Annotated in this window: 26 protein-coding genes and 1 tRNA gene; 5 read left to right on the top strand and 22 right to left on the bottom strand. The window is 58.7% G+C overall.

The genetic code is table 11. From position 1 onward, the window contains the following. Positions 1 to 123: 123 nt before the first annotated feature. From AB4O35_RS28440 to AB4O35_RS28455, 4 genes are all read left to right on the top strand, one after another. The gene (locus AB4O35_RS28440) at positions 124 to 1,500 is read left to right on the top strand and encodes an L-serine ammonia-lyase (RefSeq protein ID WP_065945857.1); all 1,377 of its coding nucleotides are present in this window, start codon (positions 124 to 126) and stop codon (positions 1,498 to 1,500) included. A gap of 39 nt (positions 1,501 to 1,539) precedes the next feature. Then, a complete protein-coding gene (gcvT, locus tag AB4O35_RS28445) occupies positions 1,540 to 2,664 on the top strand; it encodes a glycine cleavage system aminomethyltransferase GcvT (RefSeq protein WP_065945856.1) in 1,125 nt (374 codons plus the stop codon). 392 nt (positions 2,665 to 3,056) lie between these two features. Beyond that, positions 3,057 to 3,269 carry a cold-shock protein gene (locus AB4O35_RS28450; RefSeq protein ID WP_003365337.1) on the top strand — a complete coding sequence of 71 codons (213 nt, stop codon included), beginning with the start codon at positions 3,057 to 3,059 and terminating at the stop codon, positions 3,267 to 3,269. Positions 3,270 to 3,364: 95 nt separating this feature from the next. Then, positions 3,365 to 3,853, top strand: a complete 489-nt coding sequence (locus AB4O35_RS28455) for an RDD family protein (RefSeq protein ID WP_065873592.1) — start codon at positions 3,365 to 3,367, stop codon at positions 3,851 to 3,853. 133 nt (positions 3,854 to 3,986) lie between these two features. Here the strand turns inward: AB4O35_RS28455 and nadA are convergent, their stop codons facing one another. The 20 genes from nadA to AB4O35_RS28555 form a co-directional block, all read right to left on the bottom strand. Beyond that, the gene (nadA, locus tag AB4O35_RS28460) at positions 3,987 to 5,045 is read right to left on the bottom strand and encodes a quinolinate synthase NadA (protein WP_065873593.1); all 1,059 of its coding nucleotides are present in this window, start codon (positions 5,043 to 5,045) and stop codon (positions 3,987 to 3,989) included. A 237-nt stretch (positions 5,046 to 5,282) separates the two neighbouring features. Continuing rightward, the gene (locus tag AB4O35_RS28465) at positions 5,283 to 6,860 is read right to left on the bottom strand and encodes a lactate dehydrogenase (RefSeq protein WP_256530450.1); all 1,578 of its coding nucleotides are present in this window, start codon (positions 6,858 to 6,860) and stop codon (positions 5,283 to 5,285) included. 231 nt (positions 6,861 to 7,091) lie between these two features. Further along, positions 7,092 to 7,167, bottom strand: a tRNA-Lys gene (locus AB4O35_RS28470). 63 nt (positions 7,168 to 7,230) lie between these two features. Continuing rightward, positions 7,231 to 7,905, bottom strand: a complete 675-nt coding sequence (gene queC, locus AB4O35_RS28475) for a 7-cyano-7-deazaguanine synthase QueC (RefSeq protein ID WP_175403019.1) — start codon at positions 7,903 to 7,905, stop codon at positions 7,231 to 7,233. Between the two features lie 16 nt (positions 7,906 to 7,921). Then, positions 7,922 to 8,569 (bottom strand): 7-carboxy-7-deazaguanine synthase QueE, encoded by a 648-nt coding sequence (queE, locus tag AB4O35_RS28480; RefSeq protein WP_065873595.1) that lies wholly within the window; start codon positions 8,567 to 8,569, stop codon positions 7,922 to 7,924. Positions 8,570 to 8,733: 164 nt separating this feature from the next. After that, complete coding sequence (gene ybgF / locus AB4O35_RS28485) at positions 8,734 to 9,561, bottom strand: tol-pal system protein YbgF (RefSeq protein ID WP_065945854.1); 828 nt, start codon at positions 9,559 to 9,561, stop codon at positions 8,734 to 8,736. A 6-nt stretch (positions 9,562 to 9,567) separates the two neighbouring features. After that, a complete protein-coding gene (gene pal, locus AB4O35_RS28490; protein ID WP_003193861.1) occupies positions 9,568 to 10,068 on the bottom strand; it encodes a peptidoglycan-associated lipoprotein Pal in 501 nt (166 codons plus the stop codon). Positions 10,069 to 10,123: 55 nt separating this feature from the next. Further along, the gene (tolB, locus tag AB4O35_RS28495) at positions 10,124 to 11,404 is read right to left on the bottom strand and encodes a Tol-Pal system beta propeller repeat protein TolB (RefSeq protein ID WP_175403016.1); all 1,281 of its coding nucleotides are present in this window, start codon (positions 11,402 to 11,404) and stop codon (positions 10,124 to 10,126) included. A gap of 17 nt (positions 11,405 to 11,421) precedes the next feature. Then, entirely contained in the window at positions 11,422 to 12,495 is a 1,074-nt protein-coding gene (gene tolA, locus AB4O35_RS28500; RefSeq protein ID WP_015885608.1) for a cell envelope integrity protein TolA, read from the bottom strand. Then, positions 12,495 to 12,947, bottom strand: coding sequence for a protein TolR (gene tolR, locus AB4O35_RS28505; protein ID WP_161793227.1), 453 nt, complete (start codon positions 12,945 to 12,947; stop codon positions 12,495 to 12,497). The genes tolA and tolR overlap by 1 nt, the downstream gene beginning before the upstream one ends. Before the next feature lie 23 nt (positions 12,948 to 12,970). Then, positions 12,971 to 13,666, bottom strand: coding sequence for a protein TolQ (gene tolQ / locus AB4O35_RS28510; RefSeq protein ID WP_015885609.1), 696 nt, complete (start codon positions 13,664 to 13,666; stop codon positions 12,971 to 12,973). 1 nt (position 13,667) lies between these two features. After that, positions 13,668 to 14,123 carry a tol-pal system-associated acyl-CoA thioesterase gene (gene ybgC / locus AB4O35_RS28515; protein ID WP_065873596.1) on the bottom strand — a complete coding sequence of 152 codons (456 nt, stop codon included), beginning with the start codon at positions 14,121 to 14,123 and terminating at the stop codon, positions 13,668 to 13,670. Positions 14,124 to 14,262: 139 nt separating this feature from the next. Beyond that, a complete protein-coding gene (gene ruvB / locus AB4O35_RS28520) occupies positions 14,263 to 15,321 on the bottom strand; it encodes a Holliday junction branch migration DNA helicase RuvB (RefSeq protein ID WP_024077146.1) in 1,059 nt (352 codons plus the stop codon). Next, a complete protein-coding gene (gene ruvA / locus AB4O35_RS28525; protein ID WP_003175802.1) occupies positions 15,322 to 15,933 on the bottom strand; it encodes a Holliday junction branch migration protein RuvA in 612 nt (203 codons plus the stop codon). It abuts the gene before it with no gap. A 66-nt stretch (positions 15,934 to 15,999) separates the two neighbouring features. Next, entirely contained in the window at positions 16,000 to 16,524 is a 525-nt protein-coding gene (gene ruvC / locus AB4O35_RS28530) for a crossover junction endodeoxyribonuclease RuvC (RefSeq protein WP_049711750.1), read from the bottom strand. 153 nt (positions 16,525 to 16,677) lie between these two features. Beyond that, positions 16,678 to 17,424, bottom strand: a complete 747-nt coding sequence (locus AB4O35_RS28535; RefSeq protein ID WP_049711749.1) for a YebC/PmpR family DNA-binding transcriptional regulator — start codon at positions 17,422 to 17,424, stop codon at positions 16,678 to 16,680. Positions 17,425 to 17,574: 150 nt separating this feature from the next. Further along, positions 17,575 to 19,350 carry an aspartate--tRNA ligase gene (gene aspS / locus AB4O35_RS28540; RefSeq protein ID WP_065945853.1) on the bottom strand — a complete coding sequence of 592 codons (1,776 nt, stop codon included), beginning with the start codon at positions 19,348 to 19,350 and terminating at the stop codon, positions 17,575 to 17,577. A gap of 107 nt (positions 19,351 to 19,457) precedes the next feature. Further along, positions 19,458 to 19,679 carry an FmdB family zinc ribbon protein gene (locus AB4O35_RS28545; protein ID WP_010208103.1) on the bottom strand — a complete coding sequence of 74 codons (222 nt, stop codon included), beginning with the start codon at positions 19,677 to 19,679 and terminating at the stop codon, positions 19,458 to 19,460. Between the two features lie 313 nt (positions 19,680 to 19,992). Further along, positions 19,993 to 20,337, bottom strand: coding sequence for a ribbon-helix-helix domain-containing protein (locus AB4O35_RS28550; RefSeq protein WP_065945852.1), 345 nt, complete (start codon positions 20,335 to 20,337; stop codon positions 19,993 to 19,995). Between the two features lie 181 nt (positions 20,338 to 20,518). Further along, the gene (locus tag AB4O35_RS28555) at positions 20,519 to 20,992 is read right to left on the bottom strand and encodes a Dps family protein (protein ID WP_003193874.1); all 474 of its coding nucleotides are present in this window, start codon (positions 20,990 to 20,992) and stop codon (positions 20,519 to 20,521) included. A gap of 413 nt (positions 20,993 to 21,405) precedes the next feature. On the opposite strand from AB4O35_RS28555, the gene AB4O35_RS28560 reads away from it, so the two are divergent. Further along, entirely contained in the window at positions 21,406 to 22,008 is a 603-nt protein-coding gene (locus AB4O35_RS28560) for a cold-shock protein (protein WP_025854767.1), read from the top strand. A 69-nt stretch (positions 22,009 to 22,077) separates the two neighbouring features. On the opposite strand, the gene AB4O35_RS28565 is transcribed toward AB4O35_RS28560, so the two are convergent. After that, on the bottom strand, positions 22,078 to 22,284 hold the full coding sequence (locus AB4O35_RS28565) for a SlyX family protein (protein WP_015885618.1): 207 nt from the start codon (positions 22,282 to 22,284) through the stop codon (positions 22,078 to 22,080). A 3-nt stretch (positions 22,285 to 22,287) separates the two neighbouring features. Next, positions 22,288 to 22,713: an HIT domain-containing protein gene (locus AB4O35_RS28570; protein ID WP_065945881.1), complete on the bottom strand. Its 426-nt coding sequence runs from the start codon at positions 22,711 to 22,713 to the stop codon at positions 22,288 to 22,290. Positions 22,714 to 23,299 lie beyond the last annotated feature (586 nt).

The following is a 23,299-nucleotide window of genomic DNA, read 5'->3' on the forward strand; positions in this document are numbered from 1 at the left end:
TGCTCGCGAATGCGGTGGATCAGTCACCAGGTGTATCAACTGAGAGACCGCTTTCGCGAGCAAGCCCGCTCCCACATTTGGCCGAGTACACCTGATAAATAATAAGAAACCGGAGAACAACTCATGTCTTTAAGCGTGTTCGACCTGTTCAAGATTGGCATCGGCCCCTCCAGTTCCCACACCGTCGGCCCGATGCGCGCGGCAGCTCGATTCGTCGAGGGCCTCAAGCGTGACAACCTGCTGAGCGCCACCACCACCGTCAAGGTGGAACTCTATGGATCGCTGGGCGCCACCGGCAAAGGCCACGGCAGCGACAAGGCCGTGCTGCTCGGACTGGAAGGCGAACACCCGGACACCGTCAACACCGAAACCGTGGCGACGCGCCTGGCGCAGATGCGCAAGGACGGCTGCCTGAATTTGCTCGGCGAACACAGCATTGCGTTCAATGAGAAAGAACACCTGGCGATGATTCGCAAACCCCTCGCCTACCACCCCAACGGCATGATCTTTCGTGCCTTTGACGCCGCCAACATCCAGATCCGCAGCCGCGAGTACTACTCGGTCGGTGGCGGGTTTGTGGTGGATGAAGACGCCGCAGGCGCTGACCGGATTGTCGAAGACGCCACGCCGCTGACCTTCCCCTTCAAACACGCCAAAGACCTGCTCGGTCATTGCACCACCTATGGGTTGTCCATCAGCCAGGTGATGCTGACCAATGAAAGTGCCTGGCGCCCCGAAGCGGAGACCCGCGCAGGCCTGCTGAAAATCTGGCAAGTGATGCAGGACTGCGTCGACGCAGGCTGCCGCAATGAGGGGATTTTGCCGGGCGGCTTGAAGGTCAAGCGGCGCGCTGCTGCGCTGCATCGCCAGCTGTGCAAGCACCCGGAATCGGCGCTGCGCGACCCGTTGTCGGTGCTGGATTGGGTCAACCTTTACGCCCTGGCAGTCAACGAAGAAAACGCCAACGGCGGGCGCGTAGTCACGGCGCCGACCAACGGCGCGGCGGGGATCGTGCCCGCTGTACTGCATTACTACATGCGCTTTATCCCCGGCGCGAACGAAGACGGCGTGGTGCGTTTTCTGCTCACCGCCGCTGCCATCGGCATTCTGTACAAGGAAAACGCCTCGATTTCCGGCGCCGAAGTCGGTTGCCAGGGTGAAGTTGGCGTGGCCTGTTCCATGGCGGCGGGCGCACTGTGCGAAGTGTTGGGCGGCAGCGTCTCGCAAGTGGAAAACGCGGCCGAAATCGGCATGGAACACAACCTCGGCCTGACTTGCGACCCGATTGGCGGGCTGGTGCAGGTGCCCTGCATCGAGCGCAATGCCATGGGTTCGGTCAAGGCGATCAATGCGGTGCGCATGGCCTTGCGCGGCGACGGCCAACATTTCGTCTCGCTGGATAAAGTCATCCGCACCATGCGCCAGACCGGCGCCGACATGAAAAGCAAATACAAGGAAACCGCCCGTGGCGGTTTGGCGGTCAACATTATCGAGTGCTGACGCCTAACGGCGCGCCAGCACGTTTTTCAGGAGCTGAATATGTCCACCGAAACCCTGTTGAAAACCCCACTGCACGCCCTGCACATTGAGCTGGGCGCGCGCATGGTGCCCTTCGCCGGCTACGACATGCCGGTGCAATACCCTCTGGGTGTGATGAAGGAACACCTGCACACCCGTGATCAAGCCGGGCTGTTCGACGTGTCCCACATGGGCCAGATCCGCCTCACCGGCGCCAATGCGGCCAAAGCCTTGGAAACCTTGGTACCGGTCGACATCATCGACTTGCCGGTGGGCATGCAGCGCTACGCGATGTTTACCAATGACCAGGGCGGTATTCTCGACGACCTGATGGTGGCCAACCTGGGTAACGACGAGCTGTTCCTGGTGGTCAACGCCGCCTGCAAGGATCAGGATCTGGCGCACCTGCGCCAGCATATCGGCGACCAGTGCAGCATCGAACCGCTATTCGAAGCGCGTGCATTGCTGGCCCTGCAGGGTCCGGCGGCGGTGAAAGTACTGGCGCGCCTGGCACCGGAAGTCACCAAGATGACCTTCATGCAGTTCACCACCCTGCGCCTGCTGGGTGTGGACTGCTACGTCAGTCGTTCGGGCTACACCGGTGAGGACGGCTTTGAAATCTCCGTGCCGGCCGCCAACGCCGAAAGCCTGGCCCGCAGCCTGCTCGCTGAGACCGAAGTACAGGCCATCGGCCTGGGCGCCCGCGACTCACTGCGCCTGGAAGCCGGCCTGTGCCTGTATGGCCACGATATGAACACCGACACCACACCCATCGAAGCCAGCCTGTTGTGGGCGATCTCCAAGGCCCGCCGCGCCGACGGCGCACGTACCGGTGGCTTCCCGGGCGCCGACAAGGTCTTCACCCAGCAGCAAGCCGGCGTAAGCCGTAAACGTGTCGGCCTGTTGCCACAGGAGCGCACGCCAGTGCGTGAAGGCGCGGAGATCGTTGACGAACACGGCACAGTGATCGGCAGCGTGTGCAGCGGTGGTTTCGGTCCGACGCTGGGTGGCCCGCTGGCTATGGGTTACCTGGACAGTGCATTCATCGCGCTGGATACCGAAGTGTCTGCGCTGGTGCGTGGGAAAAAAGTGCCACTACGTGTAAGTAAAATGCCATTTGTGCCGCAACGTTACTACCGCGGTTGATTGACTGTTTCTATAAGTAACGCGGTTGCGCCAGCGTGCACTAATCTGTAACGCAACCGCCACAAAACAGTGCATCACCGATAGTCTTTATCAAGTGTTTTAACCGATAACAAGTGACCAACTCTATCGAATAAGTCGACGCCTCATTATTCGCCAAAGTGTCATAAAGCCCAGCAAACACGGGGCATTTGCCAGGGCTTGTTTTTTATCTATTAGTTGGCGTAGAGTTTGCGCACTGTGTTTGCATGGGTCGCTTGGAACCTGGACCTGGGCAGTAGCTGAAGTAGTTGTGCTACAACCCGTTCGACGTCTCTTACTTTCCTGCAACCCAGCCCAGTACTCTTTCATGTGAAAGAGGCTGTCATTAATTTTAGCGTCAAGGAAATAAGAAAATGGCTGAACGTCAGAGCGGTACCGTCAAGTGGTTTAACGACGAGAAAGGGTTTGGTTTTATCACGCCAGAAAGCGGTCCGGATCTGTTCGTGCATTTCCGCGCCATTCAGGGCAACGGCTTCAAGAGCCTGAAAGAAGGCCAGAAAGTGACGTTCGTTGCTGTGCAAGGCCAGAAAGGCATGCAGGCTGACGAAGTACAAGCAGAAGGCTGATCCCAACTGCGACAAAAAGCCCCTGATGCTGACATCAGGGGCTTTTTTATGTGCGATTGCTCGTAAAATGGCTTTTTCCATTAGAGCGCCCTGCCATGTCGAAACCCCTGCTGAGCCCCACAGGCGATTTCCCCGCCGTTGGCCTGGGCCGTCGCTTGGCAGCGATGTTCTACGACTTCCTGTTGTGCACCGCGCTGCTGATCGTTACTGCGTTCATCTACAAGCTGATCTGGATCGCGTTTGTAGGCGAAGCCAGGATGCGCACGCTCACTGAGTCCGGCGCACTGGATGGTGATCCTCTGCTGTCGACGATTCTGTTGTTTGTACTGTTTGGTTTCTTCGCCAAGTTCTGGACACATTCCGGGCAGACCCTGGGCATGCAGGTGTGGGGCGTGCGCGTGCAGAACGCCGACGGCTCGCGGATCAGCCTGTGGCAGGCGCTGTTACGCTTTGTGGTGTCGATTGCGTCGTGGCTGTGCGTGGGGCTGGGGTTTATCTGGTCGCTGTTCGATAAGCAAAAGCGCAGCTGGCATGACATCTATTCGGATACGCAGCTGGTGCGGGTTCCGAAGCAGAAGAAGTAATTGCAGACGACACACATCAACTGTGGGAGCTGGCTTGCCTGCGATAGCGCTGGTTCAGTCACTGCAACATTGACTGATAGACCGATATCGCAGGCAAACCAGCTCCCACAGTTTGACAGTGTTCACAACGGGGTCAGGCGTTGCCGGCCAGCTTCAGGCGCGCTGCCTGGGTGAAGTCCAGCATGCGCTTGAGCGGGCGCACCGCATGCGGGATCACCGACGGCTCGACGAATATCTCGTTGCTGCCCTCACGCAGGCACTGCAGCGTGCGCTCCAGCGTATTCATCGCCATCCACGGGCAGTGTGCGCAACTGCGGCACGCGGCGCCGTTGCCGGCGGTAGGCGCTTCGACAAAAACCTTGTCCGGGCACAGCTGCTGCATCTTGTAGAAAATGCCGCGGTCGGTGGCGACGATAAAGGTCTTGTTCGGCAAGCGTTGGGCAGCCGCGATCAGTTGGCTGGTTGAGCCCACGGCGTCCGCCAGTTCGATCACCGCCGTCGGCGACTCCGGGTGTACCAGGATGGCTGCATCCGGGTACAGCGCCTTCATGTCTTCCAACTGCTTGGACTTGAATTCTTCGTGGACGATGCAGGCACCGTCCCACAACAGCATATCGGCACCGGTCTGGCGCTGGATGTAAGTACCCAGGTGCTTGTCCGGGCCCCAGATGATCGTCTCGCCGTTGTCCATCAGGCTTTCGACAATTTCCAGCGCACAGCTCGAGGTCACCACCCAATCCGCCCGGGCTTTGACCGCCGCCGACGTGTTGGCGTACACCACCACGGTGCGCTCGGGATGCTGATCACAGAACGCCGAAAACTCCTCCACCGGGCAACCCAGGTCCAGGGAACACGTGGCTTCCAGCGTCGGCATGAGAATGCGTTTTTCGGGCGTAAGGATTTTGGCGGTCTCGCCCATGAAGCGCACACCGGCGACCAGCACGGTCTTGGCCGGATGCGCGGCGCCGAAGCGGGCCATTTCCAGCGAGTCGGAGACACAGCCACCGGTTTCTTCGGCCAGGGCCTGGATCACCGGGTCACAATAGAAGTGGGCAACCAGCACCGCGTCTTGAGCTTTGAGCTCAGCGGCGATGGCCGTGCGCAGGCTCGCCTCTTCATCAGCGCTAAGGGCCTTGGGCTGCTTGGCGTCGAGATGGGCTTGAACCAGAAGGCGTTCAGAAATTTGCGTCATGTTCGCAAGACCTGCAGGCGCAGTAGCGCGAAAGTCGAGTGTACCACCGGCTCTGGAGCCCTTCGGGCGCCGCCGGACGAAGTGATTGTGTTCATCAAGCACGGGTAAAGGTGAAGCTCGGCAAGGCTACAGAATATCGAATGGATTCAAAAGCCTAATCTGGCATCTGCGGGCGCGTCTGTCGGGCAAAAAAAACGGGAAACCCCAGGGCGGGGTTTCCCGTTCTCGCAAGCGGTGTCAGCGCACCAGTGCGGATGGATCTTCCTGCAACATCACCGAGGCATGCAGGTCGGCCAGGGCATCTTTCAATGTGGACGCCGGCAGTGCATCTTTGGACTTCTTGCTTTCCTTGGCCGCGTACTCGAGAAGGACGAGGTAATCGCGTTTAACCGAGGCGTCTTTCGGCACAGTGGTGTCCTCCGTCAGCTTGCCCATCACGTACTTCTGCGTACGAGTGTTCTGGCTGGCACTCTGCTCGACGGATGCGTTGACCAGCATGCCGTCCTTGTAGGAGAGACTGGCCGAACTGCTGGCCTTGTCCTGCACTTGCACATAAAGATAGTTCTGCGACTCCGGGCTGCCATCCAGGGCCGGTGCCTTTCCACCCTTGAGGCCTTTATGGAAACTCGCGGAAAGGCTCGACTGCTGGTCCTGGCTGACGCTGCGGTCCAATGCGCTGCTGCCGCCGACGCGGGTCTTTTGCGACACTTCATAGGCAAAGCCGTCCACCTCGGACGGGCGCATCGGGTTGGGTGAGTCAGTGGCCTGCTTGATCGAAGCCTTGAAATCAGCAAGGCCGGTCAGCAGCCCCTGGTCGGTCGGGTTGCGGGTCAGCGCTTCCGGCAGGGAAATGGCCTGTGGATAATTGCTGTTCATGGCGCGGAAGGCATCCTTGAACATCGCCATCAACTCCGGCTTGGCGCTGCCGCGTTCCTGCGCGCGGTCAAACTGGGTGAGGTAGCTTTTCAGCGCGTTGGCCTGCTGTTTGGCGTCGCCCAGGATCGCGCTGTTTTTCAGGTCCACCGCCACGTTAAGTTCGCCCAGCGGGCTACTCATGCGTGTCGTGCGACTTTGACTGTCGGCGTGGAAGGCCAGGCTCAGGTCCTGACCGTCCAGGCCCTTTAGCTTGGCGTTGAGGTCCACCGAGGTCAGCAGCTTGGAATCAAACTGTGTCAGTTGGCTCAGGTCGAGCTTCGGCGGCGTCGCCGTCACCCCATCCACGGCGGCCTGGAAGGCGCTGCCCAATTTTCCGACCGCTTCGAGTTCGTCATCGCTCAAGGTGCCGCCATCCACCGTGGCCTGCACACCCAGGCCATCGGCCTGGCTGGAAAGGCTGAAGGTCACGGTCTTGCCGCTGGCGGTCTGGATGCTGAGGCTCAGCAGATTGTCAGCCTTGGTGTGCAGCAGGCTTTGATCGATCTTGAGTTCACCGGCGTTTTGCGCCCGATCGGCACTCGCGTACAAAACAGACTGGGAAACCCCCACCCCGCCGCCCTTGACGAACTGCGCAATCAAGCCGGTGCCGAGGCCACTGAAGCGGGTAGCTGTCGACAGCGAGTTGAAGTTGGTATTCAGGGTTTTGCTGAGCGCATCCTGGCTTTCGCTTTCCCAGGCCCTCACGGTCTCTTGACCCGGTAATTGCCCACGGCGGGAATACGTGTCGGCAAGCGTATCGGAGACAACATTGCCCAGGCTGACGACCAGGGACGGTCGCTTTACACTGACGTCCGTGCCTTGCGCCAGGGCGACGGTCGGCGTCTCGGCCGGACGGGGAATAAGTGCAGTGGCGGAGGTGATGGGCGAAAGCGTGGTCATGACGGTCCTTGTCCTGAGCTGTATAGCACTCAATCTACCCGCGATTCGGATCGTTTGACAACTAATGGGGAGCAAAAGCCTTGCCCCTGCGCTGACGCTTGCCGTCGAACAGATACAAAAAAGCCCCAGGCTTCTGGTCCGCCTGGGGCTTTGGGTATTTTCAAACAGGCAAAAAAAAACCCGGAAATCCTCACTTGCGTGGGCCTTCCGGATTTTCTAAACCGCCAAAAATGGTGGGTCGTGTGGGATTCGAACCTACGACCAATTGGTTAAAAGCCAACTGCTCTACCAACTGAGCTAACGACCCGCTGTGTGGTGGCGCGTATAATACTGATTTCTAAGGATTATTCAACACCTTATTTGAAATAAATCAGAAATAACGCGTTGGGTCAGCAATTCCGGCCGCTTGGAAGCCTTCTGTACGCAGTCGGCAGCTATCGCATTTCCCACAAGCACGGCCGTCATCGTCTGCCTGGTAGCAGGAAACAGTCAGCGAATAATCAACGCCAAGTCCTACGCCAGCCTTGACGATATCGGCCTTGCTCAGGTTTTGCAGCGGCGCGAGGATGCGAAAGCCCAGCCCTTCTACACCGGCCTTTGTCGCCAGGTTGGCCATGCGTTCGAACGACTCGACGAACTCTGGGCGGCAGTCCGGGTAGCCGGAGTAATCCACCGCATTGACGCCGATAAAAATATCACGGGCGTTGAGCACTTCTGCCCAACCGAGGGCCAGGGACAGGAACACGGTGTTACGTGCAGGCACATAAGTCACCGGGATGCCTTCGCTGGGTGCTTCCGGCACATCGATGCTGCTGTCGGTCAGTGCAGAGCCGCCAATGCCGTTGAGATTGAGGCCGATCACCTTGTGCTCGACCACGCCCATCTCACGAGCAACGCGGGCGGCGGCGTTCAGCTCGGCACGGTGGCGCTGGCCGTAGTCGAAGCTCATGGTGTAGCAGCTGTAGCCTTGCGCTTGTGCCATGGCAACCACTGTGGCGGAATCAAGGCCACCGGAAAGCAGAATTACCGCGCGTTTTTGATCCATTGTTTGTTCTGTCATATCAGCGTCCTGGCTCGTCGTTCCAAAGGTATTTATGCAACTGCAATTGCAGGCGCACCGGTAGATTGTCCGCCACGACCCAATCGGCAAGGTCACGTGCGTTCAGGTCATGGTGGCTTGGCGAGAACAGCACCTCGCCCGCTCGACGGTCCAGGCCATATTGAATCAGCTTGGAGTTTGCCCAGTCGTAATCGTCGCGGGAACAGATAACGAACTTGACCTGGTCGTTCGCCGTCAGCAGGTCGATGTTCTCGTAGCGGTTGCGATGCGCTTCCTTGGAGCCTGGGGTCTTGAGGTCGACCACACGGCTTACACGGGGGTCAACCGCAGAGATGTCTAAAGCGCCACTGGTCTCCAGCGACACTTCATAACCGGCATCACACAGCTGCTTGAGCAAAGGGATGGCATTGGGCTGGGCCAGCGGTTCACCGCCGGTCACGCAGACGTAACGCGGCTTGTAGCCGGCAACCTGCTCCAGGATGTCATCAAGGGTGCGCACCGTGCCGCCACTGAAGGCGTAGGCGCTGTCACAGTATTGGCAACGCAAAGGGCAACCGGTCAGCCGCACGAATACTGTGGGCAGGCCGGCCGTTCGCGTTTCACCCTGCAACGAGTAAAAAACTTCGGTAATTCGTAATGTGTCTTGCATAGTCGCCACGGGCGTAACAGCTAAACAGGCTGTCCGCCTCCGTCAGGCACTTCAAGAGACCTCGCCAACGCGTAGACCCCAGGAAGCGTGTTTCATAAAAGGGCGTGGATTCTAACGAAAAAACCCGCGCCAGGCGCGGGTTTCTTCTAAACGGGCGGCATCGCTTACAAGCGTTGCAGGTCCCGCTGGGCCAACTGGGCAGCGGAAGTACCCGGATATTGGGCCACGACCTGCTGCAGAATACCTTTGACCTTGTCGGTATGACCCAGGCGGCGTTCTACGTCAGCGAGTTTGTACAGCGAATCCGGCACCTTGGCGTGCTTGGGGTACAGCTGGCTGACCTTGGCAAATGCCTGGCCCGCCCCCTGCAGATCACCTTTGGCCAGGTTAACTTCGCCCAACCAGTATTGGGCGTTGCCCGCGTACTGGCTGTTTGGGTATTTGCGCAGGAAAGCGGTAAAAGCCTGGCTGGCCTTATCGAAATCCTTGGCTTTGATCAGGTCGAAGGCTGCATCGTAATACAGCTTTTCCTTCGCCGGATCACCCGGTTCGCTGCTGGCAGGGGCTTGGCTTGCAGCCCCCGCTGCGGCACCACCGGCAGCAGCGCTAGGCGCGCCACCGGCAGAAGAATTATCAGGAGTGGCGGCAGGTGCAACACCGGCTCCAATACGTCGATCAAGATCCTGGTAACGCTCCAGGCCTTCTTGCTTCAGCTGGTTCACTTGATTCTGCAGTACTTCAATGGTGCCTTGTTGCTGCGCCAATTGATCCTGCATGCGTTGCAGCTGGTTGAACAGTTCGCCCTGTGCCGAGGGAGCGGACGTAGCCGCTCCCCCCGCATAGGCGCCGTTCGTACCATAACCCGCTGGTGGATAGCTGCTCCCGCTATTGTTATAGCCTGAGTTGCTATCTTCCACAGGAACCGCAGCCCACACCGCAAGCGGTGCGAAGCTGAGAGCCAATACAGTTAGAGCACGACGGCACGTTCGCATGACGAATTACTTACGCAGTTCGACGCGACGGTTTTGAGCCCAGGACTGCTCATCGTTACCGGTGGCAACTGGACGCTCTTTACCGTAGGAAACCAGTTCCAGTTGGCCTGGAGCAACACCTTGCAGTACCAGGTAGCGCTGAACGGCTTTCGCACGACGCTCGCCCAGTGCCATGTTGTACTCACGAGTACCACGGGCGTCAGTGTTACCTTCCAGAACAACGCGAGCGCCGTTAGCTTTCAGGTCCTTCGCGTGAACGTCCAGAGCGCGCATGGCTTCTGGTTTCAGGTCCGAACTGTCGTATTCGAAGTAGAAAGTGGTGATCGCGCGCAGAGCAGCTTCTTCGCTCAGGGAGCCGTCAACTGCACCAGTGTTAGCGCCGTAACCAGCGTTTGGATCAACAGCTGCGCCTTCACCGGCATTGTCGCCGCCTTTAGACGAGCAACCAACGGCTACGGACAGAGCCAGAGCCAGAGCAGCAAACTTACCAAACTTCAGCATTTCCATCGTGAAACTCCTAATGAACCCCAGTGTGTTAAGTACTTCTTTTTGTAGCGCCGCGTCAGTTCAGGTAAGGGGACCAGGATGGTTCTCTGACTTCGCCTTGTGCGGTAGGAAGCGGGAGCCTTACGCGTCCATTAATGGACACGAGCATCAAGACTCCCCGGCCCTGCTGGCGGGTGGCGTAGATTACCATGGTGCCGTTGGGCGCAACAGTGGCTGACTCATCAAGGTTGGTATCTGTGAGGATTTTTACGGTTCCGCGCTGCAAATCCTGGGCCGCAACCCGGAAATTAGTGAAACCATCCTGACGGTGAATCATCACCAACGTCTTTTCATCGGCCGAAAGCTTAGGGTTGGCGTTGTAGTTACCAATAAAGGTCACACGCTCCGCACCGCCGCCATTCACGTTTGCCTTGTAGACCTGTGGCTTGCCGCCACGGTCAGAGGTGAAGTAAATGGTCGAACCATCCTTACCCCAGAACGGCTCGGTATTGATGCCAGGGCCATTGGTCACGCGGCTGATCTGGCGCGAAGCCATGTTCATCACGTAGATATCCGGGTTGCCATCTTTGGACAGCACGAACGCCAGGCGCGAACCATCCGGCGACCACGCTGGTGCACCGTTGAGGCCTTCAAAGTTAGTGATCTGCTCACGACGGCCAGTATCAATGTGCTGCACGAAAATCCGTGGACGACGCTGTTCAAACGACACATAGGCAATACGCTTGCCGTCCGGCGCAAAGCGCGGCGACAGGATTGGCTCACGCGATTGCAGCAGGGTCACTGCGCGTGCACCGTCGTAGTCCGAGCGCTGCAGCGTGTAGCGAGTGTTATCCACGGAAAAACGTTCGGCCGTTACATAAAGCAGACGCGTCGAGAACGCACCCTTGATGCCGGTGAGTTTTTCAAACGACTGGTCCGAGATGTAGTGGGCCATGTCCCGCAGTTGTTCGGCGGTGCCCGAAACGCTGCCGGTCAAGACCTGCTGCTCGGTCGCCACGTTGAACAAGGTGTAGGTGATTTGCAGGCGACCGCCGGCCGGCGTGATGTTGCCGACCATCAGGTACTGGGCGCCAACAGCCTTCCAGTCACGGAACACAACTTCGCTGGCCTGGTTCGGCTGGCTGATCATGTTGCCCTTTGGAATCGGTGCGTAGTAGCCGGAGTTGCGCAGGTCGTCACTGACGATCTGGGCCATGTCGTCCGGCAGCACGCTGCCGCCCTGCCAGCCGAACGGTACTACCGCGATCGGGGTGGCCCGATCGCTACCGCTGGTGACCAGGATGTTCTTTTCATCCGCCGCCGCTATCCCTGCCATACAGCAAATAACGACAAGCATTCCTCGAAGAAGGTTTCTCACAAGGCTAGATCCTCAGGTGTGAATGTCATCTTGAATGATCGATAGGGAGCGAAGTCGCTTGGTTTCATTCCCTGCATCTCGGTCAACCGGCCAATATTCTTGACCGCGGCAACCGCCGAACTGTCGAACGAACCGTCACCACTGGACTTGGCCACGCTGACCGAAGTCACCGTACCGTCCGGCAACATGCCGATCTGCAGCACTACTGTCATGCCTTTACGCGCCGAAGGTGGACGTGTCCAGCCTTCTGCTGCCCGCGCCCGAATCAGGTCGTCGAAACTGCCCGCGACATCATCGCCCTGCTCATCGGCCAAGGCTTGCTGACGCTGAGGCGTGTCGGAAAGCAAATCTGCCAAGGCCTGGGCCTTTTTCTCTTCGGCGGATTTACGCGCTGCTTCCTGGGCCTTTTTCTTGGTGGCGTCGGCGGCAGCTTTCTTCTTCGCGTCGTCGGCGATTTTCTTCTTCGCCTCGTCTGCTTCAGCTTTTTTCTTGGCGTCTTCGGCGGCTTTTTTCTTCGCGTCTTCGACTATTTTCTTCTTGGCGTCTTCAGCGGCCTTTTTCTTGGCCTCTTCTTCAGCAGCTTTCTTGGCTTCTTCTTCAGATTTCTTCTTGGCTATATCAGCCAATTGTTTCTCTTCAGCCTTTTTAGCTTCGGCAGCTTTCTCGGACTTCTTGGCTTCATCAGCCTTTTTCGCCTCGTCAGCTTTCTTGGCTTCGTCAGCCTTTTTCGATTCCTCGGCCTTTTGAGCCGCCTCTTCTTTCTTTTGTTCCGCAGCAGCCTTCACCGCTTCCTGCTCGACCTTCTTCTGTTCCATCTGTTCGACTTCAGTCTGGCGCGCAGCCGACTTCTGGGCCTCACCCGCAATCTTCTGATTGGTCTGGGTGGTGGCCTGACTTTTCGATTTCAGCTGATACAGGGTCGCCTGCACGATCGGCTTGGCTGGCGGCAGGTCCGGGGTCATGGCAAAGCTGACGAACAGCATGCCAAACACCAGGACGTGCAGGGCAATTGCCCAGACGCTAGGCCAGAAGAAGCTTTCCGAGGCGGACGGCTCTCGCTGTTGCTGCATCAGGGCGCCTCGGTAATCAAGCCAACGTTACCGACGCCGGCCTTCTGCAGCCCGCCCATGGCGCCCATGACGGAACCGTAGTCGACCGACTTGTCGCCGCGAATGAACACCTGGGTGTGCTTGCCGCCTTCGTTGCCGGAGCGAATGATCTTGGTCACGGCATCAGTCATCGCCGGCAAGGTCAGGGCCTTGTCCTGCTGCTTCTGGGTGTCGACTTCGCTGCCAAGGTTCCAGTAGTAGGTCTTGTCAGCCTTGATCGAAATGGTCAGGACCTGAGTGTTGTTGTCTTGCGGCAAGGCTTCACTGGAAACCTTGGGCAGATCAACCTTCACGCCCTGGTTGAGCATCGGCGCGGTCACCATGAAGATAACCAGCAGCACCAGCATCACGTCGATGTAAGGCACTACGTTCATCTCGGCGACCGGCTTGCGCTTTTTGCGAGCTCGAGCGATTAAAGCCATTGGGAATTACCTGCTTATTCTTCGCTGGTGTGCACTTTACGGTGCAGGATCGCCTGGAACTCATCGGCGAAGGTGTAGTAACGGCCAATCAACGTCTCGCTGGTAGCGGCGAAACGGTTGTAGGCGATTACTGCCGGGATCGCAGCGAACAGGCCGATAGCGGTAGCGATCAGGGCTTCAGCGATACCCGGGGCCACGGTGGCCAGGGTCGCTTGCTGGGCCTGGGCCAGGCCGCGGAAGGAGTTCATGATCCCCCACACGGTACCGAACAGACCGATGTACGGGCTCACGGAACCGACGGTGGCGAGGAACGGCAAGCTTTGCTCAAGCTTCTCTTCTTCACGGGAAATGGCGACGCGCATGGCACGGGCCACACCTTCCATGACCGCTTCCGGGTCAACGCCTGGCTGCTGGCGCAGACGGGAGAATTCCTTGAAGCCCGCGCGGAAGATCTGTTCGACGCCCGAATCCGGGTCCGGGTTGCTGCCGGCCTGGCGGTACAGCTTGGACAGGTCGATACCCGACCAGAAGCGCTCTTCAAAGCTCTCCAGGGCACGTCGACCGGCACGCAGCAGGTTGCTGCGCTGAAAAATCATGACCCAAGAGGTAACCGATGCGGCTACCAGGGTCAGCATCACCAGTTGAACCACAACACTGGCATTACTGACCAGGCTCCACATGGAGGAATGGTCGACGACGGTAGGTTCCACGCTAAATCTCCTGCGTTGATTGTTTACCCGCGCCGCTTACGCCGGCAAAGGCCGCACGTAGAGCTTCGGGAATGGCCCGGGGTTTCAAACTATTGGTGCGCACACAGGCCACCAGGAACTGCCCCTCACAGAGCAGCGTTGCATCCGTTGCCCGCCTGACCTGCTGCTTGAAACGCAGGCTGACACGGTTCAATTCGATTACTTCAGCGCTTACCAGCAATTCATCGTCCAGCCGCGCCGGCGCGTGATAACGCGCCTCGCTGGAATGCACGACGAATAACAGGTCCTCCCCTGCCAGCTCGGATTGGGCAAAGCCCAGCTCCCGTAGCCGCTCGGTTCGAGCCCGCTCCATGAACTTGAGGTAATTGACGTAATACACGATGCCGCCCGCATCGGTGTCCTCGTAATAAACGCGACAGCGATGTGCGAACGACTGATCCCCGTTTTGCGCGCGCATACTCTAGTGCTTACTCCTCAGGTTGCCAATCCGGCCAGGCAACTGTTTTTTCATTCTCTGAACCATATCCAGTGACTGAAAGACGACGCCAGCCACTAGGACAGCACAAACATCGAATAAATCGACTTGCGTGAAGCTTTTAATCGTCCACTGCATCGAGGAATTCGTCTACCACGGGCATCTCACCCAATCGTGACGGAATGTTTAACCCAAAGTGCAGGTAGGCATGGCGTGTAACGACCCGGCCCCTTGGTGTACGCATGATATAGCCCTGTTGGATCAGGTACGGCTCCAGCACATCTTCAATGGTATGGCGCTCCTCACTGATCGCCGCCGCCAGGCTGTCGACGCCCACCGGCCCCCCGTCGAACTTCTCGATCATGGTCAAGAGCAGACGTCGATCCTGGTGATCAAAGCCGTGCTCATCCACATCCAGCAGGTTCAAGGCCAGGTCGGCCACGGGCTTGGTGATATGGCCCTTGGCGCGCACTTCGGCAAAATCCCTCACGCGACGCAGCAACCGGTTGGCAATCCGTGGCGTGCCACGGGCCCGACGGGCAATTTCAAACGCGCCTTCCGGGTCCAGCGGCAAGCCAAGAATGCCTGCCGAACGGCTGACGATGGTCGCCAAATCCGCTGTGCTATAGAACTCTAGACGTTGAACAATGCCGAAACGGTCTCGCAACGGGTTGGTCAACATGCCGGCGCGGGTGGTGGCGCCGACCAGCGTGAAAGGTGGCAGGTCGAGCTTGATCGAACGCGCCGCAGGGCCTTCGCCGATCATGATATCGAGCTGGAAGTCTTCCATCGCGGGATACAGCACTTCCTCGACAATCGGCGAGAGTCGGTGGATCTCGTCGATAAACAGCACATCGTGCGGTTCAAGGTTGGTCAGCAACGCTGCCAGGTCGCCCGGGCGCTCCAGCACAGGGCCGGAGGTCGACTTGATCGACACACCCATTTCCTGGGCAATGATGTTGGCCAGAGTGGTCTTGCCCAGACCCGGTGGGCCAAAGATCAACGTGTGATCCAGGGATTCACTGCGCCCGCGCGCGGCCTGGATAAACAGCTCCATCTGCTCGCGCACGGTAGGCTGGCCGATATAGTCCGCCAGGCTCAGTGGACGGATGGCGCGGTCCTGGATTTCTTCACGGTCGCGCGGGCCGGTGGCCGCGATCAGACGATCAGCTTCAATCACTTAAATCATTCCCTTCAGGGCACGGCGGATCATGTCTTCACTGCTCAGGTTCTTATCCTTGATGGCCGATACAGCCTTGCTGGCTTCCTGCGGCTTGTAGCCCAGGGAGATCAGCGCGCTGACCGCATCACTTTCGGCGCTGGCGACCTGACCTGCCGGCATATCCGGCTGGTTCGGCACCAGGGCAAACATGCTCGGCACGACTTCCCAGGCCTTGAAGCGGTCCTTGAGCTCCACCAGCAGGCGCTCGGCGGTCTTCTTGCCGACGCCAGGCACCTTGGTCAACGCAGAGGTATCCTGGGCCGAAACGGCTCGCACCAGTTCATCCACTTCCAGGCTCGACATCAAGGCCAGGGCCAGTTTCGGCCCCACACCATTAAGGCGGATCAGCTCGCGGAAGAAGTCACGGTCGCGCTTGCCAATGAAACCATAAAGCAGTTGTGCGTCTTCGCGCACCACCAAATGAGTGTGCAGCGTTATCGGCTCACCGACCGACGGCAGGCGATACAAGGTGGTCATGGGCACTTCCAGCTCATACCCCAACCCATTTACATCCAGAATCAGGTGCGGCGGCTGCTTCTCAGCCAGGGTGCCGCGCAAGCGTCCAATCACGGTTCGATCCTTAAAGCTTGGGGTCAGATCAAGGCCTGACCGGAAATAACGATTGCGCTGATGCTATCAGAGACGCAGGCGCCCGCCACGACTGCGTGCCGTACCGAGGCCGTGCGGTAGCAGACTGGATCGGGTGTGCGCATGGCAAATGGCGATGGCCAGGGCGTCGGAGGCATCAATCTGCGGCTTGGCGGTGAGTTTGAGCATGTGCATGACCATCATCTGCACCTGTTCTTTGTTGGCCGCACCAGTGCCGACCACGGCCTGCTTGACCTGGGTCGCGGTGTACTCCGCAATCTCCATGCCCTCCTCCGCGCCGGCCACGATGGCCGCGCCACGGGCCTGGCCAAGTTTAAGGGCTGAGTCGGCGTTCTTTGCCATGAACACCTTCTCGATGCCCATGGTCACCGGCCCGTACGTCTGGATCACTTCACGCACGCCGCGATAGACAATCTGCAAGCGCTCGGCCAACTCGCCCGCGCCGGTACGGATGCAACCCGAAGCGACATAGATGCAGCCACGCGGGGTGTGCTGCACCACGCCAAAACCGGTGATGCGCGAACCGGGGTCGATACCTAGGATTAAAGTCATAACGCCTGCAGGTTGGGTTTGCACACATTTGTGTAACAGCATAGAACCCTGTGGGAGCTGGCTTGCCTGCGATGCAGACACCTCGGCGTGTGAGTTACACCGTGGTGATGCCATCGCAGACAAGCCAGCTCCCACATTGGATCCCTATCGTGCTTAAGCGAGTTGTTCGGCTACGGACTCTGGAATATCGGCATTCGAATACACGTTCTGAACATCATCCAGGTCTTCGAGCATGTCCAGCATCTTCAGCACTTTCTGCGCACCGTCCAGGTCCAGCTCGGCGCTGGTGGTCGGCAGCATCACGATTTCCGCGTCAGTGCCTTTGAAACCAGCGGCTTCCAGCGCATTGCGCACGGCATAGAACCCGGCAAACGAGGTGAACACGTCGATGGAGCCATCGTCGTTGGTCACCACGTCGTCGGCATCCGCCTCCATCGCGGCTTCGATCAGTGCATCTTCATCCACACCCGGTGCGAAGGAAATCTGCCCCTTGCGCTCGAACAGGTAGGCCACCGAACCGTCAGTGCCGAGGTTGCCGCCGCACTTGCTGAACGCATGGCGCACAGCTGCTGCGGTGCGGTTGCGGTTGTCGGTCATGCACTCGACCATCACCGCCACGCCGCCCGGGCCGTAGCCTTCGTAGCTCAGCTCGACCATGTCGTCGGTATCGGCGGCACCGGCGCCACGAGCCACGGCACGGTCGATGATGTCACGGCTCATGTTCGCGCCGAGGGCCTTGTCCAGCGCCAGGCGCAGGCGCGGGTTGGAGCCTGGGTCACCGCCGCCTTGGCGGGCAGCGACGGTCAGCTCGCGGATCCACTTGGTGAATATCTTGCCTTTCTTGGCATCCTGACGCTCTTTGCGGTGCTTGATGTTCGCCCACTTGGAATGGCCAGCCATAACACAACTCCGAAATTCTGTAGAAACCTTAACAATCCCACCCCTGGCAGGACTTCCCTCTTTAAAGCACAGCCCTTGTAACGCAAAGGCGCATCCGAAGATGCGCCTTTTTAGACTGCGTAAACCTCAGTGCGCTTTCACGCAGCGGCCTTACTCAGCCTTCGGCGTCTCGCGCAGACGAATGTGCAGTTCGCGCAATGCCTTGGCATCCACCACACCTGGAGCCTGGGTCATGACGTCCGCAGCACTCTGGGTTTTCGGGAAGGCGATCACTTCACGGATCGACTGGGCGCCAGTCATCAGCATCACCAGGCGGTCCAGGCCGAAAGCCAGGCCACCGTGCGGCGGTGCGCCGTATTTCAGGGCGTCGAGCAGGAAGCCAAACTTCTCTTCCTGTTCTGCTTCGTTGATACCCAACAGGCGGAAGACCGCTTGCTGCATCTCTTTGCGGTGGATACGGATCGAACCGCCACCCAGCTCGGTGCCGTTGAGCACCATGTCGTAGGCGCGGGACAGAGCGCCAGCCGGGTTGGCTTCCAGCTCAGCCGGGGAGCACTTCGGCGCGGTGAACGGGTGGTGCAAGGCGCTGAAGCTGCCGTCGTCGTTCTCTTCGAACATCGGGAAGTCGACAACCCACATCGGTGCCCACTTGCAGGTCAGCAGGTCGAGGTCGTGGCCCAGCTTGATGCGCAGTGCGCCCAAGGCTTCGCTGACGATCTTGGATTTGTCGGCGCCGAAGAACACGATGTCGCCATCGACCGCACCGACGCGATCAAGGATCGCGTTCAGGTTGTCCAGCGGGATGTTCTTGACGATCGGCGATTGCAGACCCTCAACGCCATTGGCGCGCTCGTTGACCTTGATGTACGCCAGGCCCTTGGCACCGTAGATGCCGACGAACTTGGTGTAGTCGTCGATCTGCTTGCGCGGCATGCTCGCGCCGCCAGGCACGCGCAAGGCGGCGATGCGGCATTTAGGGTCGTTGGCCGGGCCGCTGAACACCTTGAAGTCGACTTCCTTGAGCTGGTCGGCCACGTCCACCAGTTCCAGCGGGTTACGCAGGTCTGGCTTGTCGGAACCGTAGCGGCGCATGGCTTCTTCAAAGGTCATGTGCGGGAATTCGCCGAACTCCAGGTCCAGCACTTCCTTGAACAGGTTGCGGATCATTTGTTCGGTGATGCCCATGATCTCTTTTTCATCGAGGAAACTGGTCTCGATGTCGATCTGGGTGAATTCCGGCTGGCGGTCGGCGCGCAGGTCTTCGTCGCGGAAGCACTTGGCGATCTGGTAGTAACGGTCGAAGCCGGCCACCATCAGCAGTTGCTTGAACAGCTGCGGCGACTGCGGCAAGGCGAAGAAGCTGCCGGCGTGAGTACGGCTCGGCACCAGGTAGTCACGCGCACCTTCCGGGGTGGCCCGGGTCAGGATCGGCGTTTCGACGTCGAGGAAGCCGTTTTCGTCGAGGAAGCGGCGGATGCTGGTGGTCATGCGCGAACGCAGGCGCAGCTTCTCGGCCATTTCCGGACGGCGCAGGTCCAAGAAGCGGTAGCGCAGGCGGGTTTCTTCGCCCACGTCGGAGTATTCGTTGAGTGGGAACGGCGGGGTTTCCGACTCGTTCAGCACTTCCAGCTCGTAGCCCAGCACTTCGATGCCGCCGGACGCCATGTTCTTGTTCACAGCGCCAGCCGGACGCAGGCGAACCTTGCCGGTGATCTTCACAACGTATTCGCTGCGCACGCGGTCGGCGGCGGCGAAGCTCTCGGCGCGGTCCGGGTCGAACACCACTTGGGCCAGACCATCACGATCACGGATATCGAGGAAGATGACCCCGCCGTGGTCGCGGCGACGGTGAACCCATCCGCAAAGGGTGATTTCCTGACCTTCCAGGGTCTCGTTCAGTTGGCCGCAATAGTGGCTGCGCATCATGGTAGTGGTTTCACTTCTCGTAATTCGAAATTCGGTGGAGGCCCGCCTCGTCACCGTACATTAAAGCAGGGGACGGATAATGCAGGAGCCTGCGCGTAGAGTTCAACTCAGTCTGCTTTGTCGCCGCCGGCCAGGTTCTTCTTCGAGCCGGTCTTGAAGTCGGTCTCGTACCAGCCGCTGCCGCTCAAGCGGAAGCCCGGCATGGACAACATCTTCTTGAGCTCCGGAGCCTGGCAGGCCGGGCAATCGACCAACGGCGCGGCGCTGATCTTCTGAATGGCTTCCAACTGATGACCACAGGAAGCGCATTGATAGTCGTACATGGGCATGGAGATGTCTCGGCGATCAGATCGTTACTGCGCCACGCCTGCCCTGCGGGTTCGCAGCACGCGTAGCAAAGCGCGGGATTATATCTGGTAAATCGAGGCAGCGCAGCCGGCTTTCTGCCCTGGGCCAAACTCACTTCAGCGGACAACCCGTAGTGAGCGGGCTTGCCCCGCGCTGGGTGGCGTAGCCGCCCCAAACCAGGCGGCCTAGGCGTATCCTGGAACTCGCGGTGTCCTTATTGGGGTGGCTTCGCCACCCAGCGCGGGGCAAGCCCGCTCACTACAAGGGCCGGCCCCGGTGCCCGGTGCCCGGTGACTATTGCGGTGAGTATGAAGGTTCAATACGCCCTTTCAAGACGTGAACCACGCACACCACCCTGACCAACCCACTGAAGTTCTTCACACCGCCATAACGCAAGTGCACTTCCCGATCGACGTAAGACAGCAACGCACTGACTGAACAGGCGTTGATCCTGGCTATTTCCGTGAGGATATTCCAATAGATCTGCTCCAGCCGCAGGCAAGTGGAAAACCCGTTGAGCCTCACCGACCGGGACAATGGCTTGGCCAGCCCCATATCGAACCCTTTTGCAAAAGGGTCGACCTGTATCTTATGAAAACCACCGGTTTCCATCACTCCATTACCGACTCCACGTGACATACACCTGACACTCCATTGCCAAACAGCAGCCCACGGGCTATCCCCTTGGGCAATGGCCCTATAAAACAGCAGCGAGCGACGGGCAGCCAGAAGACGCGGGAGTTGATCGGCGTAGGACAACGCCAGGAAATGCGCGGAAACAAGCAAGCGGCGCCAGGACGGCGCCACTCAGGGTCGGTGTTTACTGATTTTCGAGCAGCGAACGCAGCATCCACGCGGTTTTCTCGTGAACCTGCATACGCTGGGTCAACAGGTCGGCCGTGGGCTCATCGCTGACCTTGTCGAGCAATGGGAAGATGCCGCGCGCTGTGCGCGTGACGGCTTCCTGACCGGCCACCAGTTGCTTGATCATCTCTTCGGCACTGGGTACGCCCTCTTCTTCCTTGATAGAAGAAAGACGGGCATAGATCGAGTAGGCACCCGGCGCCGGGAAACCCAGGGCACGGATACGCTCGGCAATGGAGTCCACTGCCAGGGCCAACTCGTTGTACTGCTCTTCAAACATCAGGTGCAACGTACGGAACATGGGGCCCGTGACGTTCCAATGGAAGTTGTGGGTCTTCAGATACAGTACGTAGGTATCGGAAAGCAGTCGCGAAAGCCCATCGACGATGGATTTACGATCTTCTTCACTGATACCGATATCGATTGCCATGTTTATCCCCTTCAGTTGACCAGCATTCATTGATCAGGTGCAGGACCACTCTAGCAAGAGTGCCGGTGATGCGCAGCCCGCCGCGGCAATTCGCCCCGGTGTAACGTGTCAGACAGCGCAGCCGCAGCCTTCGAGCCATGTGGGAAATATCTCTACCTGCCGTTTAAAAAGCCTGCACGTGTCTAGGACAAGCGTTTGACGCAGAAATGCCGCCCTCCTTGCAACACCCCGAAATGCTTGATTTGAGTAGGCACAGCCTTTGCTGTTAAATAGGCGGCGTGTCGTCGCCGTTACTTTCTGCGGCACCGACATAGGCTGATACCCGCGCACGTGCCCAACGCCTCCCATTGTTCAGAAGCGAACCGTGCCAGTCAGCTCTTCCTCGTGATCCGTCTTAACGTGAGTTAATCAAAATGTTGAAAATCGTCCACCTGCTAACGGGCGTTGCAGCTTTGCTGCTGTCCTTTATACCGAGCTTGCAACAGGGAAGCCCTCCCTACCTGGAACAACACGACGCTCTGTACCTGGCCTTGTTCGGCCTTCTTAACCTGACGCTGGCACCTGTGATCCCTTACTGGAACAAAGGCACACGTCATCAACTGCAAAACCTGGTCAGCGCGCTGCTGGTGCTGACCGTTGTCGTACAAACCCTCACCCTCCTGGCACCCATGCCTGAAGTCGGCGGCCACCCGGCCATCCTGCTCAGCCTGGTGATTGCTGTGGTCGCCATCGTTCTTCACCTGGCCATCAGCTTCTACCGTTCGTCTCCTGCGGCCTCGTCGCAAACCTACGACATGACCAATCGGGATACCGGTACCGTCAAGTGGTTCAACACGTCCAAAGGCTTCGGCTTTATTTCCCGTGATTCGGGCGACGATATCTTCGTCCACTTCCGGGCCATTCGCGGCGAAGGCCATCGCGTCCTGGTGGAAGGCCAGCGCGTGGAGTTCTCCGTCATGAATCGCGACAAAGGCCTGCAAGCCGAAGACGTGATCGCTGCACTGCCGCGTCGCTGATACCCGCCTTCGCAGCAAAAAAAACCGCGAGCCAGCATTGCTGAATCGCGGTTTTTTTATGCGCGGCTATCAATAGTGAGGCGGCGGCGCTTCTTCTTCGGAGGTCTCGAATTGGCCGCCCATCTCTTCCTGGCGCTTGAGCAGCGCGGTCATCTGCAACTGCAGGCGCTCTACCGCACGTTGCTGCGTGACGAGAATGTCGTTCAGGGTCTCGATGGTGTCATCCTGGAAGGCCAGGCGGCTTTCCAGGTCGGTAACACGGTCTTGCAAATCCATAATTCAGCCCTGGGTAAAGATGAAGTCGGCGGGTAGCAGCTCACGCAGGCGAGCGCGGATGGCTGCCACTTGCTCATCGGTATAAGGCTGAGCCGGATGCTTGCCCCACACCGGCGCCGGCCAGGCGGCATCGTCGCGCTTGCGCACGATCACGTGCACGTGCAACTGACTGACGACGTTGCCCAGTGCGCCGATATTCATCTTGTCAGCCGCAAGGCCTTCATTCAGCAATTGCGCCAAGGCGGTGGTTTCTTGCCATAACCGCTGCTGGTCGGTGACATCCAGCTGAAACACTTCGCTGATACCGTTGATACGCGGCACCAGGATGAACCAAGGGTAGTTCGAGTCATTAGACAGCAGCAGGCGACAGAGGGGGAAATCCCCCATCACCAGCGTGTCTTGTTGAAGGCGTTGATCTAAAGCGAACACCGCAGGCACTCCGTTCGGCAGGACAGGTTCAAGGCCGATAGCATACCTGCGAATCGGTACCGCTTCACGCGGCGCCCTATGCGCATTGGCAACGCATGGCAAAAAAAAGCGCACCATTTCGAGACAGTCGATTATTTCGACTACGCTCAATGACCAATACTTCAGCGATTGGCCAGATGCTGGTCGAACCATTGCGACGAGACCCTCGGTACAGAGGCCTCAACAAATACAGGCATTGAGCTATCACGGCAAACCGAGCCATGAGGGTTATTGCACCAAAATGACCCACTCATGCCTCAAAGCGAGCCTCCGTCTACCCACTGAATGGGGTGAACGGGTAACGTTTTTGCAAGGTTGAGGATTTATGCACCCGCGGACAGCTAAGGAGCATGGGCATCACGCTCAAACCAATCGGCTTAAAAACCCCGTGCTTATGCGGTTTTCACGAAGCTGCAACGTTTTTCACGAAAAAATGACATTCGGTTTACGGTTTGGGCGCGCTTGTTGCATTCATACCTCTATCGTCGGCAACGGCACCTAAAGGGACCCAGGTGTTTCGCGATGAAAAACAACAGCGGTTCAATGT

The sequence above is a fragment of the Pseudomonas sp. H1_A03 genome (assembly GCF_054685145.1).